14 protein-coding genes and 1 pseudogene are annotated in these 17605 nt (G+C 67.7%); 11 read left to right on the top strand and 4 right to left on the bottom strand.

The annotated features are described in order from the left end of the window. Positions 1–125: 125 nt before the first annotated feature. From C556_RS0108120 to arsB, 4 genes are read left to right on the top strand one after another with little or no spacing between them, the layout of a single operon-like run. Positions 126–437, top strand: a complete 312-nt coding sequence (locus C556_RS0108120; RefSeq protein WP_441301391.1) for an ArsR/SmtB family transcription factor — start codon at positions 126–128, stop codon at positions 435–437. Between the two features lie 21 nt (positions 438–458). Beyond that, the gene (locus C556_RS0108115) at positions 459–935 is read left to right on the top strand and encodes an ArsI/CadI family heavy metal resistance metalloenzyme (protein ID WP_018747741.1); all 477 of its coding nucleotides are present in this window, start codon (positions 459–461) and stop codon (positions 933–935) included. An 8-nt stretch (positions 936–943) separates the two neighbouring features. Then, positions 944–1432, top strand: coding sequence for an arsenate reductase ArsC (locus tag C556_RS0108110; RefSeq protein ID WP_018747740.1), 489 nt, complete (start codon positions 944–946; stop codon positions 1430–1432). Positions 1433–1434: 2 nt separating this feature from the next. After that, a complete protein-coding gene (gene arsB / locus C556_RS0108105) occupies positions 1435–2478 on the top strand; it encodes an ACR3 family arsenite efflux transporter (protein WP_018747739.1) in 1044 nt (347 codons plus the stop codon). A 41-nt stretch (positions 2479–2519) separates the two neighbouring features. Here arsB and C556_RS0108100 read toward each other — a convergent pair whose 3' ends face one another. Continuing rightward, complete coding sequence (locus C556_RS0108100) at positions 2520–3119, bottom strand: TetR/AcrR family transcriptional regulator (protein WP_018747738.1); 600 nt, start codon at positions 3117–3119, stop codon at positions 2520–2522. A gap of 103 nt (positions 3120–3222) precedes the next feature. Here C556_RS0108100 and C556_RS0108095 point away from each other — a divergent pair, with 103 nt between their 5' ends. Further along, entirely contained in the window at positions 3223–4602 is a 1380-nt protein-coding gene (locus C556_RS0108095; protein ID WP_018747737.1) for a carotenoid oxygenase family protein, read from the top strand. Between the two features lie 191 nt (positions 4603–4793). On the opposite strand, the gene C556_RS0108090 is transcribed toward C556_RS0108095, so the two are convergent. Both C556_RS0108090 and C556_RS0108085 read right to left on the bottom strand, forming a co-directional pair. Further along, positions 4794–6422 (bottom strand): methyl-accepting chemotaxis protein, encoded by a 1629-nt coding sequence (locus C556_RS0108090; protein ID WP_040430737.1) that lies wholly within the window; start codon positions 6420–6422, stop codon positions 4794–4796. 672 nt (positions 6423–7094) lie between these two features. Continuing rightward, positions 7095–8723 (bottom strand): methyl-accepting chemotaxis protein, encoded by a 1629-nt coding sequence (locus C556_RS0108085; protein ID WP_026262912.1) that lies wholly within the window; start codon positions 8721–8723, stop codon positions 7095–7097. A gap of 1028 nt (positions 8724–9751) precedes the next feature. Between C556_RS0108085 and C556_RS0108080 the strand changes: the two genes are divergently transcribed. From C556_RS0108080 to C556_RS0108055, 6 genes and pseudogenes are all read left to right on the top strand, one after another. Then, positions 9752–11767, top strand: coding sequence for a TonB-dependent receptor plug domain-containing protein (locus C556_RS0108080; RefSeq protein ID WP_018747734.1), 2016 nt, complete (start codon positions 9752–9754; stop codon positions 11765–11767). Positions 11768–11780: 13 nt separating this feature from the next. Further along, positions 11781–13061 carry an HmuY family protein gene (locus tag C556_RS0108075; RefSeq protein WP_018747733.1) on the top strand — a complete coding sequence of 427 codons (1281 nt, stop codon included), beginning with the start codon at positions 11781–11783 and terminating at the stop codon, positions 13059–13061. 101 nt (positions 13062–13162) lie between these two features. Then, positions 13163–14242 (top strand): hemin-degrading factor, encoded by a 1080-nt coding sequence (locus C556_RS0108070; RefSeq protein ID WP_018747732.1) that lies wholly within the window; start codon positions 13163–13165, stop codon positions 14240–14242. 163 nt (positions 14243–14405) lie between these two features. Next, entirely contained in the window at positions 14406–15290 is an 885-nt protein-coding gene (locus C556_RS0108065) for a heme/hemin ABC transporter substrate-binding protein (protein WP_018747731.1), read from the top strand. A 7-nt stretch (positions 15291–15297) separates the two neighbouring features. Next, positions 15298–16356, top strand: coding sequence for a FecCD family ABC transporter permease (locus tag C556_RS0108060; RefSeq protein ID WP_018747730.1), 1059 nt, complete (start codon positions 15298–15300; stop codon positions 16354–16356). Positions 16357–16412: 56 nt separating this feature from the next. Further along, a pseudogene (locus C556_RS0108055) lies at positions 16413–17138 on the top strand (heme ABC transporter ATP-binding protein); the annotation flags it as partial. A 50-nt stretch (positions 17139–17188) separates the two neighbouring features. Here the strand turns inward: C556_RS0108055 and C556_RS0108050 are convergent. After that, positions 17189–17599 (bottom strand): protein YgfX, encoded by a 411-nt coding sequence (locus tag C556_RS0108050; RefSeq protein ID WP_018747728.1) that lies wholly within the window; start codon positions 17597–17599, stop codon positions 17189–17191. Positions 17600–17605: the final 6 nt, after the last annotated feature.

The raw sequence follows: 17605 nt of genomic DNA, 5'->3' as shown, positions 1-17605 counted from the left end.
CACCCCTCACCCCTCACCCCTCACCCCTCACCCCTCACCCCTCACCCCTCACCCCAGTATCCGCATCGCCGGGGTTGCATGCGACCCAATATTTCCAATATTCTGGAAATATGGATGAAAACCACGTGATTCGCGCCCTGGCGGCGCTGGCCCACCCGCTGCGCCTGCAGGTCTTTCGCGCGCTGGTGGTCGCCGGCCCGGCCGGGCTCACCCCCGGCGTGTTGCAGGAGACCCTGCACGTGCCCGGCGCCACGTTGTCGTTCCACCTGAAGGAGCTGGCCAACGCCGGGCTGGTCAGCCAGGAACGCGCCGGCCGCCACCTGATCTACCGCGCCGGCTACGACGCCATGAATGCCCTGCTCGGCTATCTGACCGACAACTGCTGCGCCGGCGAGCCGTGCGCGGTGGATGCCGGCCCGAGCACCTGCCGCTGCTGATTCCTCCCCACCGAGACCGCCATGAAACGCTTCCATGTCCATGCCCACGTCGCCGACCTGTCGGCCAGCATCGCGTTCTATACCCAGCTGTTCGGTGCGCCGCCGGCGCGCGTCGAGGCGGATTACGCCAAGTGGATGCTCGACGATCCCCGGCTGAACTTCGCGATCTCCGCCCGCGGCGGCACGCCCGGCATCGACCACCTGGGCATCCAGGCCGATACCGAGGACGAGCTGGCGACGCTGAAGGTGCGCGCGCAGGCCGCCGACCAGGCGCTGCTCGACCAGGGCGAAACCACCTGTTGCTACGCGCGCAGCACCAAGCACTGGGTGACCGATCCGCAAGGCATCGCCTGGGAGCAGTTCCACACCCTGGCGCAGATCGCCGTGTTCAATGAACCCGCCGCCTCCCCGGCCGGCGCCTGCTGCGCCCCCACGGCGCAGGCCGCGTCGTCCAGCTGCTGCGCGCCTTTGGCGCAGACCGATTCCACCTGCTGCTGAGCCCCGTCATGACCGTCAATGTACTGATCCTGTGTACCCACAACTCGGCGCGCAGCGTGCTGAGCGAAACCATGCTCAACCACTGGGCGGCCAGGCTGGGCCGCGACGTGCGCGCCTACAGCGCCGGCAGCGCGCCCAGCGGGCGGATCAATCCGGTCGCCTTGCAGGTGCTGGCCGAAGCCGGGGTGGATACCGGCGGGGTGCGCAGCAAGAGCTGGGACGAATTCACCCGGCCCGACGCGCCGGCGATCGATATCGTCATCACCGTCTGCGACAGCGCCGCCGCCGAGCAATGCCCGTACTGGCCGGGCCAGCCAGTACAGGTGCACTGGGGCTATCCCGATCCGTCCAACGCGCCGGAGCCGGAACGCCACGCGGCGTTCGAGCTGACGCGCCAGGCCATCGGCTATCGCATGCTGCAACTGCTGGCGCTGCCGTTGGCGACGATGCCGCCGGGCGAGCGGCGCGCGGCGCTGGAAGCGATCGAACGGAGCTGACCATGCGCGATACGCCTGCCATCGGGTTCTTCGAGCGCTACCTCTCGCTGTGGGTGGCGCTGTGCATCGTCGTCGGCGTCGCCGTGGGCCAGGCCGCGCCGGCACTGTTCCAGCACATCGCCGCGCTGGAAATCGCCCGGGTAAACCTGCCGGTGGGGCTGCTGATCTGGGTGATGATCGTGCCGATGCTGCTCAGGATCGATTTCGCCGCCCTGGGACAGGTGAAGGCGCACCTGCGCGGCATCGGCGTGACGCTGGCGGTGAACTGGCTGGTGAAGCCGTTCTCGATGGCACTCCTGGCCTGGCTGTTCGTGCGCCACCTGTTCGCGCCCTGGCTGCCGGCCGCGCAGCTGGACAGCTACGTGGCGGGCCTGATCCTGCTGGCGGCCGCGCCCTGCACGGCGATGGTGTTCGTCTGGAGCCAGCTATGCCGGGGCGATCCGTATTTCACGCTGTCGCAGGTGGCGCTCAACGACGCCATCATGGTGTTCGCCTTCGCCCCCATCGTGGCGCTGCTGCTGGGCATGTCGTCGATCGCCGTGCCCTGGGACACGCTGCTCATTTCGGTGGGTTTCTACATCGTGGCGCCGGTGATCCTGGCGCAGCTTTGGCGCCGGGCGCTGCTGCGGCGCGGGGAGGCCCGCTTCCAGGCCGTGCTGGCCCACCTGGGCCGCTGGTCGATCATGGCGCTGCTGCTGACGCTGGTGCTGCTGTTCGCCTTCCAGGGCGAGGCCATCCTGGCCCAGCCCCTGGTGATCGCCCTGCTGGCGGTGCCCATCCTGCTCCAGGTGCTGTTCAACTCCGGCCTGGCGTACTGGCTCAATCGCCGGCTGGGCGTGCGTCATTGCGTGGCGGGGCCGTCGGCGCTGATCGGGGCGAGCAACTTCTTCGAGCTGGCCGTGGCCACCGCCATCGGCCTGTTCGGCTTCCAGTCCGGCGCGGCGCTGGCCACCGTGGTCGGGGTGCTGATCGAAGTGCCGGTGATGCTGCTGGTGGTGCGGGTGGTGAACGGCTCGCGCGGATGGTATGAGCAGCGGATGATCTGAGGCGAAGCGGCGTCGGGGCGCTGCGTCGGTCCTCGGCCGCCCTAGCGGACAAGCTCCGGCAGGAACACCTCGAGCGGTTCCGTCACGAAGCCGTCCGCCTTCAGCATCACCAACCCGTGCAAGCGGGCCCAGACCGTCGTGGCGGAGCCAAACGATCCGTTCCGGGCATGGGCCGCCACGTTTGCGAGAAGCAACTGATAGCTCTCCTCGGCGGCCTTGGCCAGTGGGCTATCGGCCGTCGCATCGGGAACCAGGCGCGAGGCGAACATCAGGCGATAGCACTCGACGTTGCGTTCGCCGAACTGGAGGTAAGCGACCGTCGCGCGCTCGAACCGTCCTTCGTCGCCGCCCGACTCCACCGCCTGGCGCAGCGCCGCCGACAGCGCCTGAAACCCTTCCATCGCGACCGCGCTCAGCAGGTCATCCCGATCCGCGAAGTGGCGATAGGGGGCCGACTGGGCCACGCCGGCGCGCCGCGCGAGCGAGGCCAGCGTCAGGTCCTGGGCCCCGTTGGTGGCGATCTCTTTGTGCGCGGCGTCGAGCAGCGTGCGTCGCAAGTCGCCGTGGTGGTAGGTCCTGCGCTGGCGGGGCTGCGCCTCCGCCGCCTTTTTTTCTGTTTCTCTGTTCGTTTCTCGGCTCATGACAGGGCATCGCCCACTATGTGATACGCCATAACTTTTTCTTGACCCGACGCTTTGAGGCCGCTAGAAATGATACCTCATCACATTAAGTGCGGCCATCCAGATGAACCATGACCCCATCCATGCATTCGCGTCGGGCAATCGCTATCTCACGGGCAATTTCGCGCCGGTCGAGGCCGAAACGACTGCCTTCGAGCTGAAGGTGACCGGCCACATTCCCGAAGCACTGAACGGCCGTTTCCTGCGGGTCGGCCCCAACCCGGTGACCGCCCCCGATGCGATGCACTATCACTGGTTCGGCGGCACCGGCATGGCGCATGGTCTGCGCCTGCGCGACGGCAAGGCCGAGTGGTTCCGCAGCCGCTTCGTCAAGGATGCCGCAGCGTCCGCCGCCCTGGGGCTCGCGCCGCTGCCCGGCCCCGCGCCGGAACACCGCGCCGGCGCGGTGAACACCAACTTCACGCGGGTTGGAGGCAGGTTGTATGTGCTCGTCGAAGCGGGCAACCTGCCGGTCGAGCTGGACGATGAACTGGAAAGCGTCGCGCGCGCCGATTTTGGCGGCACGCTGGAGGCGGGCTTTACCGGGCATCCCAAGTTCGACCCGGTCACCGGCGAGCTGCATGCGCTGACCTACGAGCCCGGCGAACCGGTCCGCTATGTGTCGGTCGGGCGTGACGGCCGCGCGTCCACCAGGGCGCGCATCGAGCTGCCCCATCTCCCGCTGATCCACGACGTGGCGTTCACGGCTTCGTCCATCGTCATCCTCGACCTGCCGGTGACCTTCCAGCCGCAGCATGCGCTGGCCCCGTTTCCGTGGCTGTGGGACGACCGCCGCGATGCCCGGATCGGCCTGCTGCCCCGGGACGGCGACGTTTCGCGCCTGCAATGGTTTGCCGCGCCCCGCTGCTTCGCCTTTCACTTCGTCAATGCCTACGACGAGGGCGATCGGACGATCGTTGACCTGATCCGGCACTCGCGCATGTTCGTGCACGACCGCCACGGTCCCGGCGACGGCGCAGGGGTGCTGGTGCGCTGGACGCTCGAACGCGCCAGCGGCCGCCTGAGCGAAACCGTCCTGGACGAACGAGGCAGTGAATTTCCGCGCATCAACGGGCGTTTCGAAGGACGCGCTTACCGCTACGCCTACACGGCCCGCTGGGGCGAACAGTGCACCTTTGGCCCGGCCAGCAAACACGACATGCGGCGCGGCACGTCCGAAGCGCATGACTACGGCCCGGGCCGGGTGACGCTGGAACCTGTGTTCGTGCGCCGCCCGGAGGCCGTCGAGGAGGACGACGGCTGGATCATGTCCTACGTCTACGACGCCAGCCGCAATCTCAGCGATGTGGTCATCCTCGACGCACAGGACTTCGGCGGCGACCCGGTCGCCACCATCCAGCTGCCGGTGCGCGTGCCATTCGGTTTCCATGGCGGCTGGGCGGCGGATACGCCCTTGCCCGGTGAAACCGCCGACGCAGCTTGAAGCACCGGCGCGGTGGGCAGCGCCCATCGCGGGTTGGCCGCGCTCACGGCCCGCGCCACGTCGACGGCGTGAGGTTCGCCCGTTCCAGGCGGCGGCCCCGAGGCGCCTCGCCCTCCACCGCCACGCCCAAAAAAAAACCATGCCGCGACGGCATGGCCGAAAAGCGATCCGGGGGAATGGGGATCGCCGGGTCAAAGCTTGAACTGCGCCACCTGCCGTTCCAGCGCGGAGGCGAGGTCGCGCAGTTGCTGTGCGGTCTGCGCGGTTTCGTCCACCGCGCGGCTGTTTTCCTCGGACATCTGCGCGATCTTTTCCACGTTGCGCGCCACGTCGTTGGAGGCGGCGCTCTGTTCGGTCAGCGACGAGGTGATGTCGGTGACCACGCTCACCACCCGGTCGGCGCTGTTGCGGATCTGGCCGATGGCCTCGCCGGCGCTGTTGGCGGTCTCGACGTTTTCCTCCACCTGCCGCACGCCGTCGCCCATGCTGTCCACGGCGCTGCGGGTGCCCGACTGGATCTTCTCGATCATGGTGGCGATCTCGACGGTGGAGCTGGAGGTACGTTCGGCCAACTTGCGCACCTCGTCGGCCACCACGGCGAAGCCGCGCCCCTGCTCGCCGGCGCGGGCGGCCTCGATGGCGGCATTCAGCGCCAGCAGGTTGGTCTGGTCGGCGATTTCCTTGATCACGTTGACGATGCCGCTGATCTGCTTGGCGTGTTCGCCCAGGTGGTCCACCGTGCGCGAGGCGCTGCGCACCGATTCCGAGATGCTGCGGATGCCGGCGACGGTGTGGCCGATGACCTCGCTGCCGGAGGTGGAGACACGGCCGGCTTCGCGCGATTGCTCTTCGGCCTCGCGCGCCGAACCGGCCACGTGGTTGATGCTGACGGTAAGCTGCTCGACCGCCGCCGCCATCGCCGAGGCGGCGCTGCTCTGTTCGCGCGCACCGATCGACACCTGCTCGGACGCCTGGCTGATGCGCTCGGCGCCGCCCAGCAATTCGTCGGCGCTGCCCTTCACGTGGCGCAGCATGTCGCGCAGCTTTTCCTGCATCCGGTTGAGCGCGGCGAGCAGCCTGCCGATCTCGTCCTGGGCGCCGGCGGCCACGTCGAGACTGAAGTCGCCGCGCGAGGCGCGTTCCGCCATCTCGCCGGCCTGCCGCAGCCGTCGGGCGATGCTGCCGGACAACGCGTAGGCGATGCCGCCACCGATCAGCGCGCACAGCAGGGCGGAAATGGTCATGATGATGTAGGTCATCCGCTCCACCGCCTCGGCCTCGGCCAACCGCTGCTTGAGCAGCGATTCCTCCACCTGCGACAAATCGAGTATCAATTGCCGCATGGCCTCCATGCGGTTTCTGCCCTTGCCTTCCCGCACGGTGCTTTCGACGTCCTGCAACAGCCGGTTGCCGGCGTTCACCTCCCGCCGCAACGCGATCATGCCCTGCGCCACGTCGTGGTCCCAGCTTTCCAGGGTTTCGCTCAGCTTCTTCAGACGCTCCTGCTGGGCGGGGTTGTCGCTGGTCAGCTTGACCAGGTTGGCCAGCGCTTCCTCGTACATGGCCAGGCCCGAGGTATAGGGTTCGAGGAAATCGTCCTGCCCCGTCAGCAGGAAGCCGCGGACCCCTGTTTCCATATTGAGGATGCCGGTCAGCACATCCTCGCCCTCCAACAGCACCGTGTAGCTATGGTCGGTCCAGGTTCCGGTTTCCTGCACCTTGTTGAAATTGGCGGCAATGATGGCCATGGCGATCAATACCACCACCAGTACCGCGCCAAATCCCAGGTAAAGCTTCCTGGCAAGACTCAATGCGCTCATTTTGCTTTCCTCGGTGTCCGTTATCGAATTGGGAATCTCGTGCTGGAAAGCCTAGACGATTGCCGGGAATGAAAAATGAACGCTCGCCCCGCTTCGAGTGCTGGCACTGCCGCCCACATGCCATAACCATTGGTTAACCATTTCCCGAAAGCGGTCACGAAAACCAGCCGCTATACCGGAGCAGCTGCGGCTTTATCGGGCGCTCAGCTCATCCGATCTCCGCACCGCTTGCGACTAAACATCAAGATAAACAAGATCCTGGCAACCGCCCGGCGGCCAATTTCCGCATCGCATCGCGGCCTGGATCGGGTACGTCATCGGCACTTGCCAATTTCGCAGCCCGAGCGTCATTGGCCAAAATGAAGCGCCTTTTGCCGTATCTGGCATTTGAAAGGCATCGCCTGATTTCGACATCAAAAACCGGCCTTGCCAATTAACGGTGAAACGGCAATTCGCGCCGGCAATTGCCAGTAAGTTTTCCGTACGATCCAGCCAATTGACTGCACCGCGGGTCAGGGTGGCGCTGGGGGGTGGAAAGACAAGAAAAACGCCACATCGCGGGATGTGGCGCCAGGGCTGCCGATGCTGCCGCTTGCCGGACGGTCGTTACCGACCGGCCTTGATGCCGGGGTGGCGGACGAACCTGCGGTTGTGCGGGCCCGACCGCTGCGCTCACAGCTTGAACTGGGCGACGCGACGCTCCAGTTCGGTGGCGAGGTCGCGCAACTGCTGCGCGGTGTGGGCGGTTTCGTCCACCGCGCGGCTGTTCTCCTCGGACATCTGCGCGATCTTCTCGACGTTGCGCGCCACGTCGTTGGACGCGGTGCTCTGCTCGGTCAACGAGGTGGTGATGTCGGCCACCACGCTCACCACGCGATCGGCGCTGCTGCGGATCTGGCCGATGGCCTCGCCGGCGCTGTTGGCGGTTTCGACGTTCTCCTCCACCTTCTTCACGCCGTCGCTCATGCTGTCCACCGCGCTGCGGGTGCCGGCCTGGATCTTCTCGATCATGGTGGCGATCTCGACGGTGGAGCTGGAGGTGCGCTCGGCCAGCTTGCGCACTTCGTCGGCCACCACGGCAAAACCACGGCCCTGTTCGCCGGCACGGGCGGCTTCGATGGCGGCGTTCAGCGCCAGCAGATTGGTCTGGTCGGCGATTTCCTTGATCACATTGACGATACCGCTGATCTGCTTGGCGTGTTCGCCCAGGTGATCGACCGTGCGCGAGGCGCCGCGCACCGATTCGGAAATGCTGCGGATGCCGCTGACGGTGTGGCCGATGACCTCGCTGCCGGAAGTGGACACGCGCCCGGCTTCGCGCGATTGCTCCTCGGCTTCGCGGGCCGACTCGGCCACGTGGTTGATGCTGACGGTAAGCTGCTCGACCGCCGCCGCCATCGCCGCGGCGGCGCCGCTCTGCTCGCGCGCGCCCACCGATACCTGCTCGGACGCCTGGCTGATGCGCTCGGCGCCGCCCAGCAGTTCCTCGGCGCTCTGCTGTACGTGGCGCAGCATGTCGCGCAGCTTTTCCTGCATCTGGTTGAGCGCAGTGAGCAGCGTGCCGATCTCGTCCTGCGCGCCGGCATCCACGTCGCGGCTGAAATCGCCGCGCGCGGCGCGTCCGGCCATGTCTCCGGCTTGCTTCAGGCGCCGGGCGATGCTGCGGGAGATCCCGACCGCGATGCCGATGCCGATCACCGCGCACAACGTGGCGGAAATCGCCATGGTGATGACATTGCTGCGCCGCGCGGCGTTGGCCTCGGCCGCCCGCTCGTCGAGCAGCGACGCCTCGGCGTTCGAGATTTCGCCCAGCACCTGCCGCATGGCGTCCATACGGCCTTTGCCGTTGGCCTGCCGCACCACCACCACCACTTCATCCATGTTCCGCCCCCCGGCCGTCACCTCGCGGCGCAGGGCGATCTCGGGCTCGATCACCTTGCCCACCCATTCCTCCATCAGGCCGGCCAGTTTTTTCAGGCGCTCCTGCTGGGTGGCGTTGTCCTTGGTCAGTTCGGAGGTCTTGGCCAATGCCTCGTCGAACTGCTGGTGGCCCGAGGTGTAAGGGCCGAGGAAATCATCCTGGCCGGAGAGCAGGAAGCCGCGTTGCCCGGTTTCCATGTTGATCATTCCGGTCAGCATTTCATCAGTTCCGAGCAATACTTTGTAGGTGTGCTCGGTCCAGCCGGTAGCCTCCTTCACCCTGCCGACATTGTTGGCAATGATTGCCATCGCCACCAGGACCACGACCAGGATCGTGCCAAAACCCAGGTAGAGTTTCCTGGCAATGCTTAATGCATTCATTTCGTCCTCGCTTTGCGTGTCTACGCCGATCCGATATTGGATTTTTCACAAACTAGATTAACCGTTGGTCCACCCTTGGCGAAGGTGGGGTGCGGCACCGCAGCATTGCGCCGCGTAATGCGGGTTGCCATCACCGGGACAACTATTGGTTATCTGAAATGCGGACACGCCGGATTGCCAGAACCACCGTCCACCGCCTGGCTTACGTCGCCTGCGCATGGGAAACAGCCAAGCCAGGCGGCGGGCCCTTCCCGTCTGTTGCGGGCCATCGGCAATCGACCCTCAATCGAATTTCTTTTGTTTTTCAAAAAGATATAAAAACAACCCGCCCAAGCATGCTCCATTCGCCCGACATCGAGGCATGGGATACGCCTGCCGATTGCACGGTCGCGGATCGCCTCGGGAAGAACGCAGGCGCGGCTTGCATCGCCGATTGCCACGCATTCATGCCATTTACATGAATTGCCAGTGAAAATTGTTTAGCGAATGGAATGACAGCCCATATCGATCAGTGCGCCTGCGCCTTGGCGCAAGATGGGCTTCAGCACGGGTCTCAATCGCCCTCCACACGCCGGGCGCGATTACCAAATTGCATCGGATTGTGATGCCGAAATTGGCGCGACGCGCCCCGAATTGGCACCCCGAACCCTCGGAAATTCAGCGGGTGGCCCCACCATTGCGCGCAAGGATGGGGTCGGATACGTCCTTCGCCAGCCCGTACGGGGTGTCAGGAAGGATGGTTATTGCGTGCGTTCGCAGGCACTCAATGACCACCCAGGGTGATCACGCCCTCCATTTGCAAATAAGAATGTTTATCGTTTACTATCGTAAGCATTGACCCAGCGCATGGCGCATGACGGCGGGAACGCGTAGCAACCGTTGTCCCGCCACTGGGCAAGGCCCTCGCGCGCAGCAATGCCGCCAAGCCCGGCAGCCCCCATGACACGTCGTCGTTCGCGGCGTTGCTCACTCCAAAAACAAGAATAATTCTCAATATCAAAATCATTTGGACGTAACCGAGGCTATCCGTGTTCCTGTACTCCGCCCCGCTCAAGCCGCCGTTCCGCCGCAAGTTGTGCCCCGGCCTGGGCTTGCTGCCCCTGTTGCTGGCGCTGCCGCTGGCCTACGCCGACAGCACGCTCGACACCATCGTCGTCACCGCCACCCGCACCGAGAAGACGGTGGAGGAAGCGCCGATCCGCACCGAGGTGGTCACCGCCAAGGAAATCGAACGCACCCATGCCCGCACCCTGAAGGAGGCGCTGGAAAACGTGCCCGGCCTGCAACTGCGCGAGGTGCACGGCAAGTCGGGCTACGAGCTGTCGTTGCAGGGCCTGACCAGCGACCAGGTGCTGATCCTGATCGACGGCATGCCGATCAGCGCCAGCACCGGCTCGACGGTGGACCTGAGCCAGTACCTGCTGGCCGAGGTCGAGCGCATCGAGGTGATCAAGGGCGCGGCGTCGGCGCAGTACGGCAGTTCCGCGATGGGCGGGGTGATCAACGTGATCACGCGCCGCATCCAGCCGGGGTTTTCCGGCAGCGTGTCCGGCGATGTCGGCAGCTACGGCAAGCAGAACGTGTCGGGCAAATCGTTCGACAAGGGCAACGCCCACGGTCAGGCGCGGGTGGAAGGCGGCGGCGAGCGCTGGCGCGTGCGGCTGGACGCGGACGTGGTGGACGATTCGGGCTTCTCGGTGAACCCGGATGCCTGGTCGCGCCAGGGCGACGCCTCGCGGCGCGAGCAGTACGGCGGCCGGCTGGCCTGGCTGCCCAAGCCCGACAGCGAGTTGTGGGTGGAAGGCAGCACCTACACCGAGGACGACGAGCAGCGCTATCAGTACTACGCGCCGCCCCACTACATCCCGCAGCGCAAGACCGAATACATCGAGCGTGATCGTCTGGCGGCCGGCGGCAACTGGCGCTTCGACAGCGGCGTGAACGTACAGCTCAAGGGGCTGGACGAGCGCTACGACAGCACCACCCGCGAATACTCCAACGACTACCCCATCGCCAGGCGCGAATCCGAACAGCGCACCCGGCACGTGTCGGCGCAGGTGGATTTGCCGGTGTGGCATCGCCAGTTGTGGCAGTTCGGCGCCGACTGGCACGGCGAAAGCCTGAGCCAGACCAGTAACGGCGCGTCCGAGCTGGGGGGCGACGGCGACGTGACGCGCAGCAGTCGCGAGCTGTTCGCCCAGAACGACATTATCTTCGACGACGTGTGGGAGATGGTGCTGGGCCTGCGCTGGCAGGACGACTCGGACTTCGGCGGCCACGCCGCCCCCAAAATCGCGCTGCGCGGCAACGTGCTGCGCGGCGGCGACTGGAACGGCGTGCTGCGCGCCAGCTTCGGCCAGGGCTACCGCGTGCCCAACCTGAAGGAACGCCACTACCTGTTCGACCACAGCTCGCTCGGCTACATGGTGCTGGGCAATCCAGACCTGAAGCCCGAGTCGTCCAACAGCTGGCAGTTCGGCGGCACGCTCACCTTCCGCCAGAACCTGACGCTGGACCTCAACCTGTTCCTCAACGACGTCAAGGACCTGATCCAGACCGACCTGGAGCACTACACGGTCATCAACGGCGTGGCGGTATACACCTACGAGAACATCGCCCGCGCCCGCACCCGCGGCGTCGAGACTTCGCTGCGCTGGCAGCCGCTGGATTCGCTCGACCTGAGCGCCGCCTACACCTTCACCGATGCCCGCGACCTCGATACCGACCAGATGCTGACGCGCCGCCCGCGCAGCATCGCCCGCGTCGGCGCCGACTGGCAGGCGCTGGCCGCCACCAGTGTCTCGCTGCGCGGCCGCTACCAGAGCAGCGAGCTGATCGATTCGGTCAGCAACGCCCGCTCACCGGGCTGGAGCACCTGGGATCTCAAGATCAACCAGGCGCTCAACCGCGACACCACCGTCTACTTCGGCGTGAACAACCTGTTCGACGAACAGCGCGACTTCGCCGATGCCAACGATTTCGGTCCCATCGTGGGCCGGTTCATCTACCTGGGTGCCCGATACACCTGGGGCAAGACCAACTGAGAGAGAGCGAAACATGAACATGACTTCCAAGTCGGGCGCCCTGCTGGCGATGACGCTGACCCTGGCCCTCGCCGCATGCGGCGGCGGCGGAGGCGGCAGCGACGGTCCCGGTCCGACCCCGACGCCGACCCCGGCACCGTCCAGCGGCTTCAGCCAGAAAGCCACCTGGAGCGTCACCCTGCCGGCGACCAATGTCTCGGTGTGCTACGACTTCGACACCCGGACCGAAGTGGCCGATTGCAGCGGCAACGCCTGGGATCTGAAGTTCAAGAGCAGTGGCCGCACCGCCTCGCTCTCCACCAACAGCGGCGTCAGCGGCAGCGGTCAGGGCGGCGCCTTCGGCGGCCCGTTCGAGCACACCTGGGCCGAACTGCTCGCCTGGCAGAACGGCACCACCGATCCCACCAGCGGCCCGATCCCGGCCAGCCTGTATTTCAAGGACAGCGCCAGCGGCGTGTTCACCGGCAGCAATTCGATCCAGGCCGCGGCTTTCGAATACGGCGTGGGCGGCGAGAACGACCACAAGTTGTATCCCAACTATCGCGTGTTCCTGATCACCACCGACAACACCAAGGCCAGCAACACGGGCGATGCCACGTCGCCGGTGTTCGCGCTCCAGGTAATCGGCTACTACGGCGGCCCGAGCGGCACCGCGTCCGGCTGGCCCTCGTTCCGCTGGGTGGATCGCCTGAGCGGCGTGCAGAAGACCGCCACCGTCGACGCCAGCGCCAACTGGGTCTACTACGACCTGGTGGCCGGCGCGGTCAGCAGCGAAAGCGGCACCTGGCACATCGCCTTCAACCGCTACAACGTCAAGCTCAACGGCGGCGCCAGCGGCGGCGGCAAGGTGGGCGGCTTCGTCGGCGGCACCCCGGCCGGCTTCTACGACGGCAGCGGCAAGCCGGTGGCGTCCAAGTTCACCGACGCCAACAACTTCCTCAGCACGCTGGCCGACCTGGTCAGCCCCAGCCTGGCGGTTCCGGCCAGCGCCGCGCAGTGGGTGAAGGACGGCACCACCTCGTCGCTCAGCCCCGCCTACCAGGGCACCTACCCCGCCGCGCTCGACTACGGCTGGTTCAGCTACTACCCGACCGCGTCGGCCGCCAGCGCCGCCGGCCTGCCCGCCGTCGCCCACCTGCTGAAGGCCAACGATACCCGCGGCACGCTGCTGCGCTCGGGTGAAGGCAACAGCTACGCCCGCTTCCGTCTGGTCGAGATCAAGTACGCCGATCCGAACGACGCCAGCAGCGCGCAGACCTGGACCTTCGAATTCGAGATCCAGCCCAAGCCGTAAGCCACGCCCTCCGCCGCCCCCTTCGGGGTGGTACTCGACATCGCCCGGCACAAGGGTGCCGGGCGGTTCTTCCGCGCCACCACCCGTCTCATGGAACTGACATGAACACAGCTACCCCCACCCTCGACCGCCACGACCGCGCCGAACTGCAAGCCCGCAATGCCGAGCTGGCCACAGCGGAACCGCGCCTGCGCATCCGCGATCGCGCGCAACGCCTGGGCGTGAGCGAAGCCGAGTTGGTCGCCGCCGAATGCGGCCTGAGCGCCGTCGAACTGGTCGCCAACAGCGAGCGCCCGATGCAGACCCTGTTCAACGAACTGGGCACGCTCGGCCGCGTGATGGCCCTGTCGCGCAACGACTGGTGCGTGCACGAGCGCCACGGCAGCTACGAGGACATCAAGGCCGAAGGCCCGGTCGGCCTGGTCCTGGGGCCCGATATCGATCTGCGCCTGTTCTTCACCTGCTGGCAGCACTGCTACGCGGTGACCGACAACGGCCGGCGCAGCATCCAGTTCTTCGACCGCGAAGGCGTCGCGGTGCACAAGGTGTTCCTCACCGAACACAGCGACGAGGCCGCCTACGACGCGCTGGTCGCCAGGTACGCCGCGCGCGGCAAGCGCCAGCCGGTGATCGAAGCCATCGCCGCCGGCAACGAACTGCCCGACGTGGCCGACGCCGCCGCGCTGCGCGAAGCGTGGCTGGCGATGACCGACACCCACCAGTTCTTCCCGCTGCTGCGCAAGTTCAACGTGGCGCGCCTGGGCGCGCTGCGCGCCGCCGGCCGCGATCTGGCCCAGCCGGTGGCCAGCGACGCCGTCGAGACCATGCTGCATTCGGCCGCCGCCAGCGGCCTGTCGATCATGTGCTTCGTCGGCAACCGCGGCATCGTGCAGATCCACTCCGGCCCGGTCAGCAAGCTGCTGCGCACCGGCCCGTGGTTCAACGTGCTCGACCCCGACTTCAACCTGCACCTCAACACCGAAGCCATCGCCGAATGCTGGGTGGTGAACAAGCCCACCAGCGACGGCTGGGTGACCTCGCTGGAGGTCTACGCCGCCGACGGCGAACTGATCGTGCAATGGTTCGGCGAGCGCAAGCCCGGCAAGCCGGAGCTGTCCGGCTGGCGCGACCTGATGGTGAGCCTGTGCGCCACCCCGCTGGCAGGCGAGCGCCTGCCATGACACATCCCACATCGGCGATGAGGCGCCTCGATGCCAGCCCCCGGCAAAGCCGGGCGCGCAACGGCTTTGGGGCACCGGCAGCGGCGCACGCGCCATTCGATCCCACTCCCCCCGCCCTCGCCGCCGCGAGGGGCCTCGCTTTGCTCGAAAGAGGTACTTATCCATGATTGCTGACTGGCTTTTCCGCGTGTTCGCTGGCGCGAAGCCACTGCGACGACTCGCCGACCGGCTGGCCCTGGCCGCGCTGGCGCTGCCGCTGCTGGCGGGGGCCGCCCCCGCGCCGCAGCGCGTGGTGGTGCTGGGCGGCGGCCTGACCGAGATCGCCTATGCCCTGGGCGGCGGCGCGCAACTGGTGGGTGCCGACCAATCCAGCATCTATCCGGCCGCTGCGCGAGCACTGCCCAAGGTGGGCTACTACCGTACCTTCTCGGTGGAAGGCGTGGTCGCGCTGAAGCCCGACCTGATCCTGGCCTCCGACCAGGCCGGCCCGCCCGAGGCGATCGAGCAATTGCGTCGGCTGGGCCGGCGGGTGATCGTGCTGCCGTCCGACCCGACGTTGCCGGCGCTGGAGCAACGCATCCACGGCGTCGCCGCCGCGCTCGGTCTGCGCGACGACGGCCGCGCGCTGGTGAGGCAGGTGGAAGTCGGGCTCAAGCCGCTGCGCGGCGGCAAGGCGCCGCGCACCCTGGTGGTGATCAGCCGCGGCGGCAACACGCTAGACGCCGCCGGCAGCGCCACCGCCGCCGATGCCATGCTCAAGCTGGCCGGCGCGCCCAACGTGCTGGCCCGTCAGCAGGGCTACAAGCCGCTGGGCGGCGAAGGCGCGGCCGCGCTGGCGCCCGAGGCCATCGTCACCACCCGCATGAGCGTGGAATCGCTGGGCGGTCTGGACAAGCTGCTGGCCATGCCCGGCATCGCCGCCACGCCGGCCGCGCGCCACCGGCGCGTGGTGGTGATGGACGACCTGCTGCTGCTCGGCTTCGGCCCGCGCCTGCCGCAGGCGCTCGCCGAGTTGCAGGCCGGCCTCGGCAAGCCCGGCGGGAGATGATGCTACGATGCCAGCCGTGACCGCTTCCGCTTCCTCCCGCCCCGCCGCTGCGCCCTCGTCCGCCCGCGCCGTCGCGCGTCCGCGCGCCATGCAGACCTTGCTGGGGCTGTTGGCCCTGCTGGCGTGCGCGACGCTGGCCGCCGCCGCCAGCGGCGCGGTGGACATCCCGTGGACCGCGCTGCCACGCCTGCTGTTCGGCGACGCGGCCACGCCGGACGAAATGCTGTGGCACAGCGTGCTGTGGCAAGTGCGCCTGCCGCGCGTACTGTTCGCCATCGTCTGCGGCGGCGGGCTGGCGCTGGCCGGCGTCGCCATGCAGGCGCTGTTCCGCAACCCGCTGGCCGAACCCGGCCTGATCGGGATCTCGGCGGGCGGCTCGCTGGGCGCGGTGGCCGCGATCGTGCTGGGCTTCCAGCAATTCACGGTGCTGGCGCCGGCGGCGTTCGTCGGCGCGCTGGGCGCCACGCTGCTGGCCTATCGCCTGGGCCGCATGCAGCAGGGCATGGCCAGCCTGTTGCTGGCCGGGGTGGCGATCAACGCCATCTGCTGGGCGCTGATCGGGCTGTTCACCTACCTGGCCGACGATACGCAGCTGCGCAGCCTCACCTTCTGGAACCTGGGCAGCTTGGCCGGCGCCAGCTGGCCGCTGCTGGCCTTCCTCGGACCATGGACGCTGCTGATGTCGGTGCTGCTGCTGCGTCACTGGCGCGCCATGAACGCGCTGCTGTTGGGCGAGCGCGAGGCGCAGCACCTGGGCTTTGCGCTGCGACCGCTGCGCCGCCGCATGGTGATCCTGACCGCGCTGCTGGTCGGGCCGCTGGTGGCCGCCACCGGCACCATCGGCTTCATCGGTCTGGTGGTGCCGCACCTGGTGCGGCTGACGCTGGGCGCCGACCATCGCTGGCTGCTGCCCAACGCGCTGGTCGCCGGCGCCCTGGCGCTGACGCTGGCGGACTGGCTGGCGCGCATCGTGGTGATTCCATCCGAATTGCCGATCGGCATCGTCACCGCCCTGGTGGGCGGGCCGTTCTTCCTGTGGCTGCTGACGCGCGGCGGTGCCCGATGATCGCCGCCGACCGACTGCATTGCACCCGCGGCGGGCGTACCGTGCTGCGCGACGTATCGCTCACCCTGGCCAATGGCGAGGTGCTGGGCGTGCTGGGCGCCAACGGCGCCGGCAAATCGTCGCTGCTGTCGTTGCTGGCCGGCGAGCTGCACCCCGATTCGGGCAGCGTCGCGCTCGACGGCACGCCGCTCGCCGCGCTGCCCTCCGCGGTGCTGGCGCGGCGGCGCGCGGTCTTGCCGCAATCGCCGACGCTGGCCTTCGACCTGGCGGTGAACGAAGTGGTGGCGATGGGCGCGTACCCGTTCCCGGAGCTGTCGCCGGCCGAGGTGGACACGCTGGTGACGCACGCGCTGGCCCTGGCCGACGGCGCGCAGTTCCTGGCGCGGCGCTATCCGCGCCTGTCCGGCGGCGAACAGCAGCGGGTGCAGTTCGCCCGGGTGCTGGTGCAGGTGCTGGCGGCGCGCACGCCAACCGAAGGCCGCGCGCTGCTGCTGGACGAGCCGACCGCCAGCCTGGACCCGCGCCACCAGCACGCGCTGCTGCAAGCCGCGCACCAGTTGTCGCGCCAGCACGATCTCGCTGTGTTGACGGTGTTGCACGACGTCAACCTGGCGGCGCGCTGGTGCGACCGGCTGCTGTTGCTGGCCGACGGCGCCACCGTGGCCTGCGGCACCCCGGCCGAGGTGCTGACCCCCGACATCCTGCAAGCGGTGTATCACATTCCCGCCAGCGTGATCCCGCACCCGCACGACGCCGGCCGCCCGCTGGTGCTGTTCGACTGAGTGCGGCGCTCGATGCAAACGAAACAGGGAGGCGCTTGCCTCCCTGTTTTTCATGGCGAGCCCGTTGCCCGCCAGCGCAGCCACACCCGCAAACGGCGCAGCGACCGGGCCGGCGCCGAGTCCGGCCATAGCACCAGCGCGCACCGGCGGCCGCCCTGGCGGTAGCGCAGCACCAGCAACGCCGTGCCGATCAGCGATCCGGGCAGCGGCTCGATCAAGCGCTCGCCGTCACCACGATCCAGCCACAGCGTGCCATCGCCCGGCGCCCGCAACTGCCCCGTCGCACAGCCCGCGCACCGGTCGCGCCAGGCCGACGCCGCCACCCAGGCCAGCGCCGGAACCGGCCACCAGCCGGGCAGGGTCAGCGCGATCAGGCCACCGGCAAGGTGGATGCCGCAGGTCCAGAAACGACCAAGCCGCGAGGGCCCGAACTGGCAGACCACTCGCGGCTTGCTGTGCATCGCGGT

The organism is Chitiniphilus shinanonensis DSM 23277, assembly GCF_000374805.1.
In the GTDB taxonomy this organism is placed as follows: domain Bacteria; phylum Pseudomonadota; class Gammaproteobacteria; order Burkholderiales; family Chitinibacteraceae; genus Chitiniphilus; species Chitiniphilus shinanonensis.
Note: the sequence above shows the minus strand (reverse complement) of the source record. Positions and strands in the feature narration are given on the sequence as shown.

Excerpts from the sequence above, each read along its gene's own strand:
- C556_RS0108115 (WP_018747741.1), top strand. The coding sequence starts at position 459 with ATGAAACGCTTCCATGTCCATGCCCACGTCGCCGACCTGTCGGCCAGC.
- C556_RS0108110 (WP_018747740.1), top strand. The coding sequence starts at position 944 with ATGACCGTCAATGTACTGATCCTGTGTACCCACAACTCGGCGCGCAGC.
- arsB (WP_018747739.1), top strand. The coding sequence starts at position 1,435 with ATGCGCGATACGCCTGCCATCGGGTTCTTCGAGCGCTACCTCTCGCTG.
- C556_RS0108100 (WP_018747738.1), bottom strand. The coding sequence starts at position 3,119 with ATGAGCCGAGAAACGAACAGAGAAACAGAAAAAAAGGCGGCGGAGGCG.
- C556_RS0108095 (WP_018747737.1), top strand. The coding sequence starts at position 3,223 with ATGAACCATGACCCCATCCATGCATTCGCGTCGGGCAATCGCTATCTC.
- C556_RS0108090 (WP_040430737.1), bottom strand. The coding sequence starts at position 6,422 with ATGAGCGCATTGAGTCTTGCCAGGAAGCTTTACCTGGGATTTGGCGCG.
- C556_RS0108085 (WP_026262912.1), bottom strand. The coding sequence starts at position 8,723 with ATGAATGCATTAAGCATTGCCAGGAAACTCTACCTGGGTTTTGGCACG.
- C556_RS0108075 (WP_018747733.1), top strand. The coding sequence starts at position 11,781 with ATGAACATGACTTCCAAGTCGGGCGCCCTGCTGGCGATGACGCTGACC.
- C556_RS0108070 (WP_018747732.1), top strand. The coding sequence starts at position 13,163 with ATGAACACAGCTACCCCCACCCTCGACCGCCACGACCGCGCCGAACTG.
- C556_RS0108065 (WP_018747731.1), top strand. The coding sequence starts at position 14,406 with ATGATTGCTGACTGGCTTTTCCGCGTGTTCGCTGGCGCGAAGCCACTG.
- C556_RS0108060 (WP_018747730.1), top strand. The coding sequence starts at position 15,298 with ATGCCAGCCGTGACCGCTTCCGCTTCCTCCCGCCCCGCCGCTGCGCCC.
- C556_RS0108050 (WP_018747728.1), bottom strand. The coding sequence starts at position 17,599 with ATGCACAGCAAGCCGCGAGTGGTCTGCCAGTTCGGGCCCTCGCGGCTT.